Annotated in this window: 12 protein-coding genes; 9 read left to right on the top strand and 3 right to left on the bottom strand. The window is 70.5% G+C overall.

Features of this window, described 5'->3' with window-relative positions:
* Window positions 1–132: 132 nt before the first annotated feature.
* The 8 genes from ACF06X_RS24405 to ACF06X_RS24370 all read left to right on the top strand — a co-directional run bounded on the left by ACF06X_RS24405 (window position 133) and on the right by ACF06X_RS24370 (window position 6,981).
* Window positions 133–777: an HAD family hydrolase gene (locus tag ACF06X_RS24405; protein ID WP_392289408.1), complete on the top strand. Its 645-nt coding sequence runs from the start codon at window positions 133–135 to the stop codon at window positions 775–777.
* A gap of 56 nt (window positions 778–833) precedes the next feature.
* Window positions 834–2,045, top strand: a complete 1,212-nt coding sequence (locus ACF06X_RS24400; protein ID WP_392289407.1) for an MFS transporter — start codon at window positions 834–836, stop codon at window positions 2,043–2,045.
* On the top strand, window positions 2,014–3,192 hold the full coding sequence (locus ACF06X_RS24395; RefSeq protein ID WP_392289406.1) for an acetoin utilization protein AcuC: 1,179 nt from the start codon (window positions 2,014–2,016) through the stop codon (window positions 3,190–3,192). Before ACF06X_RS24400 ends, ACF06X_RS24395 begins: the two co-directional genes overlap by 32 nt.
* A gap of 115 nt (window positions 3,193–3,307) precedes the next feature.
* Window positions 3,308–4,123, top strand: coding sequence for a phosphatase (locus ACF06X_RS24390; protein ID WP_392289405.1), 816 nt, complete (start codon window positions 3,308–3,310; stop codon window positions 4,121–4,123).
* Between the two features lie 128 nt (window positions 4,124–4,251).
* Entirely contained in the window at window positions 4,252–4,461 is a 210-nt protein-coding gene (locus ACF06X_RS24385; RefSeq protein ID WP_158988220.1) for a helix-turn-helix domain-containing protein, read from the top strand.
* Between the two features lie 130 nt (window positions 4,462–4,591).
* Complete coding sequence (locus ACF06X_RS24380) at window positions 4,592–4,690, top strand: 30S ribosomal protein bS22 (protein ID WP_003948845.1); 99 nt, start codon at window positions 4,592–4,594, stop codon at window positions 4,688–4,690.
* Window positions 4,691–4,882: 192 nt separating this feature from the next.
* Entirely contained in the window at window positions 4,883–5,923 is a 1,041-nt protein-coding gene (locus tag ACF06X_RS24375) for an NAD-dependent epimerase/dehydratase family protein (protein WP_392289404.1), read from the top strand.
* Window positions 5,924–5,925: 2 nt separating this feature from the next.
* On the top strand, window positions 5,926–6,981 hold the full coding sequence (locus ACF06X_RS24370; RefSeq protein WP_392289403.1) for a lysophospholipid acyltransferase family protein: 1,056 nt from the start codon (window positions 5,926–5,928) through the stop codon (window positions 6,979–6,981).
* Between the two features lie 66 nt (window positions 6,982–7,047).
* On the opposite strand, the gene ACF06X_RS24365 is transcribed toward ACF06X_RS24370, so the two are convergent.
* The 3 genes from ACF06X_RS24365 to ACF06X_RS24355 all read right to left on the bottom strand — a co-directional run bounded on the left by ACF06X_RS24365 (window position 7,048) and on the right by ACF06X_RS24355 (window position 10,687).
* Window positions 7,048–8,253, bottom strand: coding sequence for a DUF5667 domain-containing protein (locus ACF06X_RS24365; RefSeq protein ID WP_392289402.1), 1,206 nt, complete (start codon window positions 8,251–8,253; stop codon window positions 7,048–7,050).
* Between the two features lie 300 nt (window positions 8,254–8,553).
* Window positions 8,554–9,345 (bottom strand): ECF subfamily RNA polymerase sigma factor, BldN family, encoded by a 792-nt coding sequence (locus ACF06X_RS24360; protein WP_215069951.1) that lies wholly within the window; start codon window positions 9,343–9,345, stop codon window positions 8,554–8,556.
* 391 nt (window positions 9,346–9,736) lie between these two features.
* A complete protein-coding gene (locus ACF06X_RS24355; protein ID WP_392289401.1) occupies window positions 9,737–10,687 on the bottom strand; it encodes an HAD family hydrolase in 951 nt (316 codons plus the stop codon).
* A gap of 144 nt (window positions 10,688–10,831) precedes the next feature.
* Between ACF06X_RS24355 and ACF06X_RS24350 the strand changes: the two genes are divergently transcribed.
* Window positions 10,832–11,140: a glutaredoxin family protein gene (locus ACF06X_RS24350; protein WP_392289400.1), complete on the top strand. Its 309-nt coding sequence runs from the start codon at window positions 10,832–10,834 to the stop codon at window positions 11,138–11,140.
* Window positions 11,141–11,191 lie beyond the last annotated feature (51 nt).

Raw genomic sequence — 11,191 nt, 5'->3', positions numbered from 1 at the left:
GAAGCTAAGCCTTTCAGCGCCGATGGTACTGCAGGGGGGACCCTGTGGGAGAGTAGGACGCCGCCGAACAATCATTGTGGGAAAGCCCCGCACCTCATGGTGCGGGGCTTTTCTGCGTTTAGGGTGATGTGTATGCGCTATGAACTGGTCGTCTTCGACAACGACGGCGTGCTCGTCGACAGCGAGCCGATCTCCAACACGATCCTCGCCGCCTATCTGACGGAGCTCGGCCACCCCACCTCCTACGAAGACTCCCTGCGCGACTACATGGGCGCCGCACTCCACCGCGTACACGATCTGATCGGGGAGCGGACCGGGCAGCTGCTGCCGCTGGACTTCGACGAGACGCTGCACGCGCGCGTCTTCGCCGCGTTCGAGCGGGAGTTGGAGGCCGTCGCCGGGATCGCCGACGTACTGAAGCGGCTCGTCGAGGACGAGGTTCCCTACTGCGTCGCGTCCTCCGGGAGCCACGAGCGGATTCGGGTCGGGCACCGTACGACCGGGCTCGACGCCTGGTTCCGGGACGAGAACATCTTCAGCGCCGAGGACGTGGGCCGGGGGAAGCCGGCGCCGGATCTCTTTCTGCACGCCGCCGCCCGGATGGGAGTCGCCCCCGAGCGGTGCGTGGTGGTCGAGGACAGCCGGCTCGGCGTCCAGGCCGCCCTCGCCGCCGGGATGGACGTGTACGGCTTCACGGCGATGACACCGAAGGAGAAGCTCGCGGGGGCCAAGGGCTACTTCGCCGACATGGGGGAGCTGCTCGAGCTCCTCCGCTGAATTGACGCGGTGATCGACCTACCCATGAGTAGAGCCGGGACCTACGCTGTGCCGCCATGACGGATGCGCGGTTGCGGCGTGGGCGGGGATCCCTGGCGGTCAGCTTCTTCGTGCAAGGGGTGACGTTCGCACTCCTGGTGACCCGAATACCCGCGATCCAGGACCGGTACGGGATATCCGACGGGCTGCTGCCGGTGTTCCTGGCCGCCGTGCCGATCCTGGCCGGTGTGGCGAGCGTGGCCACCGCGAAGGTGGTGGCCAGGGTGGGGCCGGGGGCGGTGCTGCGGTGGTCGCAGCCGCTCGTCCTCCTGGCGCTGCTCGGGGTCGGGGCCGGAAGCGAGATGTGGCAGGCCGCCGTCGCGCTGGGCCTGTTCGGGCTCGCGGTGGGCGCGCTGGACGCCTCCATGAACATGCTGGGGGTGAGTCTCCAACGGGCGTACGGGCGGAGCATCATGCTGGGTTTCCACGCCGCGTACAGCCTGGGCGGGATCGTGGGGGCCTCGCTCGCCTGGGTGGGGGCGCATGGGGATCTGCCGCTGTTCGTCTCGTATCTGCCGGTGGTGGCCGTCCTGCTGCCCGTCGCGCTCGTCGGCAGCCGGTGGTACGGGGGAGGAAAGCCGGATCTCGTGGGGGAGGGCGAGAGGGGTGGCGGCGGGGTGGGTTTCAAGGTGCTGCTGCCGTTCTGTCTCGTCATGACCTTCGCGTACATCGGGGACTCGACGGTGTCGAACTGGTCCGCGAAGTATCTGCAGGACGTGCTCGGCGGCTCGGAGGAGCTGGCGACCGTGCCGTACAACGCGTACATGGTCACCACGCTGCTCGGGCGGGCCGTCGGTGACTTCGGTGTGCGGCGGCTGGGTGCCGCCATGGTGGTGCGGGGCGGGGCCGTGCTGGCGGCGCTCGGGTTCGCGGTGGTGGCGCTGGCGCCCGGGGCCTGGGTGGGGATGGCGGGGTTCACGGTGCTCGGTCTGGGGCTGAGCGTGATCGTGCCGCAGACCTTCGCCGCGGCCGGGAGGCAGGCTTTCGAGCGTCACGGTCCGGGCGCGAGCGACGCGGCCGTCGCCCGGCTCAACGTCTTCAACTACGTGGGGTTCCTGATCGGGTCTCCTCTGGTCGGGGCGCTCGGGGACGCGTGGAGCTATCGGGGGGCGATGCTCGTGCCGATGGTGTTGGTCCTGGTGACGGTGGCGTACGCCACGTCGTTCGGTTCTCAACGAGCCCGATACGGTGGCGGGCATGAGCGGCCGCGCACTGTTGATGTGGGATGAAGCTGTCACGGGGTACGACTTCGGGTCGGAGCATCCGATGGATCCGGTGCGGCTCGCGCTGACCATGGGGTTGGTGCGGGCGTACGGGCTCGACCGTGCCGTGGAGATGAGGGCGGGGAAGCCGGCCGGGGATTCCACGCTCCGGCTCGTGCACCGCGAGGACTATGTGGCGGCGGTCCGGGCGGCCTCCGCGGAGCCCAGGGCGGCCGATCAGGCGTACGGTCTGGGGACCGTGGACGATCCGGCGTTCGCCGGGATGCACGAGGTGTCCGCGCTGATCGCCGGGCAGTCGGTGGGGGCCGCGGAGGCGGTGTGGCGCGGGGAGGCCGCGCACGCCGTGAACTTCGCCGGCGGGCTGCACCACGCGATGCCGGGGAGCGCGTCCGGATTCTGCATCTACAACGACGCGTCGCTGGCGATCGCCCGTCTGCTGGAGCTGGGTGCGGAGCGGGTCGCGTACGTGGATGTGGACGTGCATCACGGAGACGGGGTGCAGGCGGCGTTCTGGGAGGATCCGCGGGTTCTGACGATCTCGCTGCACGAGCACCCTCGGACGCTGTTCCCGCAGACGGGATGGCCGGAGGAGACCGGTGCCCCGGGGGCCGGCGAGGGGTCCGCGGTGAACGTGGCGCTGCCGGCCGGGACGGGGGACGCGGGGTGGCTGCGGGCGTTCCACGCGGTGGTGCCGGAGCTGATCGCGGACTTCCGGCCGCAGGTGCTGGTGACGCAGCACGGGGCGGACACGCACTTCGAGGATCCGCTGGCGCACCTGGCGGTGTCGCTGGACGCGCAGCGGGCGGTGCAGCGGGCGTGCCACGAGCTCGCGCACGCGCACGTGGACGGCGGGAAGTGGGTCGCGCTGGGCGGTGGGGGCTATGCGGTGGTCGATGTCGTGCCGCGGTCCTGGACGCATCTGGTGGGGATCGCGGCGCACGCGGAGATCGATCCCGAGTCGGTGATTCCGTCGTCGTGGCGGGACGAGGTGTACGCGCGTACCCGGCAGTTGGGGCCGGCGCGGATGACGGACGGGCGGTGGCCGGTCGGTTGGCGCGGCTGGGAGGAGGGTTACGACCCGGCGGACCGGCTGGACCAGGCGGTGCTGGCGACGCGGCGGGCGGTGTTCCCGCTGCGGGGTCTGCTGGCGTGACGGCCGCGTGACGGCCGCTCCGCCCCGGCTCGGATTCCGCTTCTGGTTACGCCAAGGGTGGTGACTGGCCGGGTTTCTGACGCGGAGTCGGGGGCGCTCGGGCAGCATCGGGAGGGTGCTGAGTACGAGGGCGTTGCGGGCGCATTTGTTGGCGGCGGGGTTGGCGGGGACGGTGGCGACCTCGCGGGAGGAGAGTCTGCGCAGTTACCGGCTCTTCGCCGCGCGGGATCCGAGGGTGATGCTGGGTCTCGATCCACAAGGGCTGTGGGGCGAGGGCGACTTACTGAGCCTGATGGCCGAGAGGTGCGGGGTGTCCGGGGACCCGTCGTACCGTTCGGGGCCCGATGCCATCGACCCGGAGCGGACGTTGAGCGGTCTCGAGGCGTTCGCCGCGCGGTTGGGCGAGGCGGCGCGGCGGCGGGCTCCGGTGCTGTTCGGGACGGGTCATCCGCATCGACTGCTGGGGTTCTACGCCGCGCTCGCAGACGCTTTGTCGGCGGTGGGATGTCTTGTCCTCACCCCCGCGCAGGGGCGATGTGTCGACATAACGACCCGGTTCGGTCTACGCACGCACATCCTCGACTACGTACGCGGTGTGGCGTTGGTGCGAGAACGGGGTCTGCCGGGAACCGGGCGTGAGACGGGGGCGCACAGCCACTCGCCGCTGCCGGTTAGGACCGTTCTGGAAGGCGCCGTGGAGGGTGGCTGGCCGCTGCCGGAGCTCGTCGTCGGGGACCACGGCTGGGTCTGCGGGGCAGGTCAGCTGGGTATCGAGGCCATCGGCCTGGCCGATACGGACGACCCCGCGCTGTTCGTCGGGGAGGCGGAGGGGCAGGTGTCGGTCGCCGTTCCGCTTGATGACGCCGTCCGGTCGGATTACTACCGCCCACTTACTCGCTATGTACTCAATCGAGCGAGTCTGTCACGGTAAACGGCCGATGGTTGCTCCTCTTCCCCACTCGTACCACCCGCCCCTAGTCTGGAGCGTGAGCGCACAGCGACGCAGGGTCACCGGAGGGGAAGCCGGTGGGCGTCGTGTGCGGAAGGTACAGGTGGGTCATGGCTGCTGGCGATCGACCTCTCAACGAGGTCAAGTTTCTGACCGTGGCGGAAGTCGCCTCGGTGATGCGCGTGTCGAAGATGACCGTGTACCGATTGGTGCACAGCGGTCATCTGCCGGCGATCCGGGTGGGCAGGTCCTTCCGGGTCCCGGAACAGGCGGTTCACGAGTACCTCAGGGAGTCCTTCGTGGGGGTGGAGACCGCGTAGCGGGCGCGCGGCGGGAGCGCACACACCCCTCGGATTACAAGCGCGGTGCTCCGGGCGGTAGGCTTAGCCCTCGTAGGTCGTGTGGGCCCAGACGCCCCGCACCAGTGAAGAGAAGTGAGCGAGGGTAGTCGTGGGCTCTGTTATCAAGAAGCGGCGCAAGCGGATGGCCAAGAAGAAGCACCGCAAGCTGCTCAAGCGCACCCGCGTTCAGCGTCGCAACAAGAAGTAGGCGACGGCTGTAACGACGGCTGTTTGTGCGTCGGGCGTGGCCCCCCACCGGTTCGGTGGGGGGCCACGCCTTTTTTGGTCTTCTTGCCGACGGCAGTCGTCGCGGCGCGACATCGAGGCGCTACGGTGGCGCACGTACCCCGGCGGGAATGCGGGGAGCAGACCGACGGAAACCCGACGGAAGGCGCGGATCTTGGGCAAGGTCGTGCTCGTCACCGGTGCGGCCCGGCATCTCGGAGGCCGTTTCGTACGGCGGGTCCAGCGGGACCCGGACGTCGACCGGGTGGTCGCCGTGGACGCCGTGGCGCCGACGCACGACCTCGGCGGAGCCGATTTCGTCCGGGCGGACATCCGCCAGCCGGCCATCGCCAAGGTGCTCGCCGAGCACGACGTGGACACGGTCGTCCATATGGACGTCACCGGTACGGCGCTCGGCGCCGGCGGCCGTACGTCGGTCAAGGAGACCAACGTCATCGGCACCATGCAGCTCCTGGGGGCCTGCCAGAAGTCGCCGCGGATCCAGCGGCTCGTCATCAAGTCCAGTACGAGCGTCTACGGCTCCGCGCCGCGCGACCCGGCGGTCTTCACCGAGACGACGCCGCCGAAGTCGCTGCCGAGCGGTGGGTTCGCCAAGGACGCCGTCGAGGTCGAGGGGTACGTACGGGGCTTCGCGCGCCGGCGCCCGGACGTGGCCGTGTGCGTGCTGCGGTTCGCGAACATCCTCGGTCCGCGGGTGGACTCCCCGCTCGCCGAGTATCTGTCGCTGCCGGTCATGCCGACGGTCTTCGGGTACGACCCGAGGCTGCAGTTCGTCCACGAGGACGACGTGATCGACGTGCTCCACCTGGCCTCGCGCGAGCCGCGGCGGGCGACGCTGAACAGCGGCACGTTCAATGTGGCCGGTGACGGCGTGCTGCTGCTGTCGCAGTGCGCGCGGCGGCTCGGCCGGCCGACGGTGCCGGTGCCGCTGCCCGCGGTCACCTGGGTGGGGTCGGCGCTGCGGACGGTCGGCGTCACCGATTTCTCACCCGAACAGATCCGGCTCCTCACCCATGGCCGGGTCGTCTCCACCGTCCAGATGCGCGAGACGCTGGGGTTCGCGCCGCGGTTCAGCACGGCCGAGACCTTCGCGGACTTCGCCCGCGGCAGGGGCCCGGGACTGCTTCCGCCGGCGACGCTCGCGGGGGCCGTGGACCGGGTCGCGGCCCGGCTGGACCAGAAGGAGCCCACGTAACGATGGCGGACGCCAAGGTCATTCCGTTCGACGACGACCGTTCACGGGCTCGCCGGCGGCCCCCGGCCAGGACGGGCCAGGACGCCGCCGTACGCGCCCTGCCGGGGCAGCAGGGGCCCGAGGAGGCCTCCATGGGCCAGGAGCCCGCCGCGGAGCCCGTGGTGGGGCCGCAGGCCGCCGAAGGGGAGCCCGGGGACGCGGAGCGAGGAGCGGTCGGTGGCGGGTGGGAGCGGCGGCTCGCGGGCGGACTGGCGTTCCTGCGGCGGCGGGTGACGGGCGAGTACGAGGTCGACGAGTTCGGTTACGACGAGGAGCTCACCGAGCAGGTCCTGATGTCGCTGGTGCGGCCGCTGTACGAGAAGTACTTCCGGGTGGAGGTGAAGGGGATCGAGAACATCCCCGCCGAGGGCGGGGCCCTGGTGGTCGCCAACCACTCCGGGACACTGCCGCTGGACGGGGTGATGATGCAGGTCGCCGTCCACGACAAGCATCCGGCCGACCGTCATCTGCGGCTGCTCGCCGCCGACCTGGTCTTCATGCTGCCGGTGGTGAACGAACTGGCCCGCAAGGCCGGGCACACGCTGGCCTGCGCGGAGGACGCCGAGCGGCTGCTGAAGGCGGGCGAGATCGTGGGCGTGATGCCGGAGGGGTTCAAGGGCATCGGGAAGCCGTTCAGCGAGCGCTACAAGCTCCAGCGCTTCGGCCGGGGCGGCTTCGTCTCGACGGCGCTGCGGGCCGGGGTGCCGATCGTGCCGTGCTCGATCGTGGGCGCGGAGGAGATCTATCCGATGCTCGGCAACGCGAAGACGCTCGCGCGGGTGCTGGGCATTCCGTACTTCCCGCTGACGCCGACGTTCCCCTGGCTGGGGCCGCTGGGTGCGGTGCCGCTGCCGACGAAGTGGACGATCCAGTTCGGCGAGCCGATCGCGACGGACGGCTATGCGCCGGAGGCGGCGGAGGACCCGATGCTGATGTTCAACCTGACCGACCAGGTGCGGGAACAGATCCAGCACACTCTGTACAAGCTGTTGGTGCAGCGGCGGTCCGTGTTTTTCTGACGGTTGGTCTGGTGGCGGTACGACGGTGGGGTGCCCTCTCCTCGGAGAGGGCACCCCACCGTCGTCTCAGCGCGCGTCCTCGCTGTCGATGCCGAGGCCCGGGAGCAGGCCGGGCAGCAGCGGGGGCAGGGTGACGTCCGGCATCGGCGGGGCCGACTGGCTGCCGGAGGGCGTCGGGGCGGTGCCCGTCGGCGGGGTGTCGAGCAGTCCGCCGGTGTTCCCGCCGAGCAGGCCGTCATCCTCCGGGGAGCCCGTGCCCGAACCGGAGCCCGAGGGCGCGGGTCGGGTGGAGCCTGAGCTGCCCGCGGAAGGAGCCGCGGGGGAGGACGGCGGGTGCTGGGTGCCCGTGCTCGGTGCGGCCTGGGAGGATCCGGGGGAGCCGGTACCGACCGCGCCCTTCTCCGGGGTGCGCGGGAGCATCCCCTGGAGCGGTTCGACCTCTTCGTCTATGGCGACGAAGACGTCGTTCACTTCGTTGCCCACGTCCGTGAGCTGGACGGGCAGGCGGTCGCGCAGGCCCTTCCAGGTGTCGCGGTGGGCCTGGGCGAAGGAGTTCAGCCGCGCCATCGGGGCGATGGCACCGTCTCTCACGTACGCCTGGCGGAGCAGCCGGTGGCCCTCGGAGGCGTCGTGTCTCATGCCGCTGAGGACACGGCGGATCTCGCCGAGCGACTCGTGGTCGAGGTCGCCCGCGCGGCCTCGCTCCATGAGCCGGCGGGCCTCGCTGAGCCGGGTCGATGCCTGGTCCAGATAGATCCCGCCCCGGTCGGCGTCGTCGTCCGCCATCCCGAGCTTGATGTCTTCCATGCCGCGCTTCAGCCCGTAGAGCGAGTCACCGGGCAGGGCGTCGGAACTGGCGGCGGCCACACCGCCGAACGCCCCGGCGGCCACGCCGACCGTGAGGCCGCCCGCGGCGATGCCCTTCGACCAGCGGGAGCGGGGGCGCAGCTTCCTGAGCGGGGAGGCCCGGTGGGTCCCCCGCCCGCTGGATGTCCGCTGTTCCGGCACCGCAGGGCCGGCGGCCGCGCTCCCCTCCGCGAGCATCGCTTCCATGGCGGCGACGAGCTGGGCCCGTTGCACCACCTTGACCTCGGGGTCCATTTTCGGCCTCGGCAGCTCGCCGAGACCGTTCGCCAGGGCCAACAGCCGCCCTTGTTCGGCCGGTTCGGCCGACACCTCGGGCGGCTCAGCTGCCGCGCCCTCGGACGCCCGATCCTCCAGGGCCTGGGCGAAGGCGTTCGCCCGCCGGTGCGCCGATACGTTCGCGATCACTGGCGGCACCTCCTCTCGTCATGACGGTCGACTCCCTGGGGTGTCCGGAAGGTTGCACACCTTGAACACATCCACACGAACGAGTGAGTGGCTGTGGGCATGGCGTGACCACAGGGAGCCTGCATTCCGCACAACGAGCGGCGCGGCACTTGGGTTACGCGCGAAAGATGATCGGACCAGTGCGTCATCGGGGCGTCACCGACTGTGAGTTGGGCGGGGGGTCGGGGGACGTGGGGGGTGGTGCGGCGGTGGGGCGCGACGCGGTGGGTGGTGGGGGCGCGTGTGGGGGGCGCGAAGCGGTCAGCGGGCGTCGTCCGGGAGGAGGCGGGCGAGGGTGCGCACGGCCCGGTACTGGAGGGTCTTGATCGCACCCTCGTTCTTGCCCATGACCCGGGCCGTCTCGGCGACCGAGAGACCCTGCAGGAAGCGCAGGGTCACGCACTCCTGCTGCTGAGGGTTGAGCCGTCGGACGGCGTCGAGGAGGGCCGCGTTGGAGAGGGACTCCAGGACGGAGTCCTCCGGGCTGCGCTCGACCTCGTTGGCGTCCAGCATCTCGCCGGTGGTGACCTCCAGCCGGAAGCGGCTGGACTTGAAGTGGTCGGCGACCAGGTTGCGGGCGATGGTGACCAGCCAGGCGCCGAAGTCGCGGCCCTGCCAGGTGAAGGTGGAGATCCGCCGCAGGGCGCGCAGGAACGTCTCGCTGGTCAGGTCCTCGGCCGTCGCCTTTCCGCCGACGCGGTAGTAGATGTAGCGGTAGACGGTGTCGCTGTACTGGTCGTACAGGCGGCCGAAGGCCTCGGCCTCACCGGCCTGGGCGCGCTCGACGAGATCCATCATGCGCGCGCTGTCGCTGTCGGCGGTGGGGCGGCGGGCGGCGGTCGAGGTTCCGGTGCCGCCGCGGCTGCCCCGTCTTCCGACAGCGGCACCGCTCTCGGCAAGGGCATAGCAGGGACCGGCGGGTGCCGGTGCGGCGAAGGCAAAGGCGGGGACAGGGACGGCGTACGCGGTGGGGACGAAGCCGCGCAAGTGGTCGAGGACCGTTGCGCGCAGCGTAGCCAGGCCCGAGGCGTCAACCCCGACGTGTGGGTACACGGGACTCCCAGAGGCAGAGCTTCCATCACGTGCAGTGCGGGACCGTTCACTCGTCGTGGCGACGTGTGGGGTCCCTTGTGCGTCTGAGGAGAATAACGCTTCGTACAGGCAGCGCTACACCCAGTTGTTCAAATCATCGATTCCGTCGTATCTGTTACTGCTTGCGGACGGATCAAGTCGCACTTCGTGACCGGTTGTTGATCGGATTACTTCCGAGTGTGACTACGCGCACGCTCTGTTGTGGTCGAGTGCAGGGCGGCGGAATGATCTGGGCCGTTGCTGGGTAGGGAGCGGCGAATGCCCCTGAGTCGACCTGTGCGGCGTTGTTCGAGCACGTACGGGTGAGGGGCGGCGGTCCCTGCTTGTCGCAGGTGATCGCGGATGAAACGGATCAGCGGCGGCGGCGGTGGAGGGCGACCGCGGCGGCCGTGCCGCCGGCCAGGGCGCCGACGCCCGCGGCGGCGGGGATGCCGACCTTGGCCGCCTTGCGGCCCGTCCGGTAGTCGCGCAGCCGCCACTCACGCGCCTTGGCGTACTTGCGCAGCTTGCTGTCGGGGTTGATGGCGTACGGGTGCCCCACCAGCGAGAGCATGGGGATGTCGTTGTGGGAGTCGCTGTAGGCCGCGCAGCGGTTCAGGTCCAGGCCCTCGGCGGCGGCCAGGGCCCGTACCGCCTCGGCCTTGGCCGGTCCGTGCAGCGGCTCGCCGACCAGCTTTCCCGTATAGACGCCGTCGACGGACTCCGCGACCGTGCCGAGCGCGCCGGTCAGGCCGAGGCGGCGGGCGATGATGGTCGCGGTCTCGACGGGCGCGGCCGTGACGAGCCAGACCTTCTGGCCGGCGTCGAGGTGGGCCTGGGCCAGGGCGCGGGTGCCGGGCCAGATCCGGTCGGCCATGTACTCGTCGTAGATCTCCTCGCCGATCGACATCAGCTCGGAGACGCGGTGGCCCTTGACGATGGACAGGGCGCTCTCGCGGGCGTCCTGCATGTGTTCGGGGTCCTCGACGCCGGCCAGCCGGAACCAGGCCTGCTGCCAGGCGAACCTGGCGAGTTCACGCCGCTGGAAGAACTTCCGCTTGTACAGGCCACGGCCGAAGTGGAAGATCGCGGCGCCCTGCATCACGGTGTTGTCGAGGTCGAAGAAGGCCGCCGCGTGGACGTCGCCCACGACCGGGAACTCCGGCTCGGCGGGGCCGGGCGTCTCGGCGGCCGCGGCCGCCTCCCGCTCCTGTTCGAGCTGCTGCGAGGTCTTCCGGGCCGCCTCGGCGGCGGCCTCGCCTGCCAGGACGCTGCGCGCGGTGGCGGAGCGCCTACGGGGGGTGAGCCATCCCAGTGCGGCCATGCGGTGAGCATAGCCATTCTGTTCGGTACTTCCCGACGCCGAGGGATGCGGGCGGGTGAACACTCCGCGGCCCTCCCGTTAAACGGGCGGTGGGGGAGCAAGCTGGATATAAGGGGTACACCGGCGCTCCGAGCGCGGCGCAGAATGGACGGCATGTTGGGACGTATGAAGAAGAAGGTCACCCCCGCCGCTCCGGTGGCCGCTCCCGCGGCGGCCTCGCGGACGGTGACGCTGATCGGGAAGCCGGGCTGTCATCTCTGCGACGACGCGCGGGCCGTGATCGAGGCGGTCTGCGCCGAGACCGGGGCGAGCTGGGAGGAGAAGGACATCACCCAGGACGAGGCGCTCCACCGGGAGTACTGGGAGCAGATCCCCGTGGTCCTGATCGACGGTGAACAGCACACCTTCTGGCGCGTGGACGCCGGGCGGCTCCGCCGTGAACTGGGTGGTTGACCGGAAGACGGTTACCATCGTGGACGTTTTGTTGGCTTCCGGGGGCGGCGC

It is taken from the genome of Streptomyces sp. NPDC015346, from assembly GCF_043078785.1.
Lineage (GTDB): Bacteria > Actinomycetota > Actinomycetes > Streptomycetales > Streptomycetaceae > Streptomyces.
Note: the sequence above shows the minus strand (reverse complement) of the source record. Positions and strands in the feature narration are given on the sequence as shown.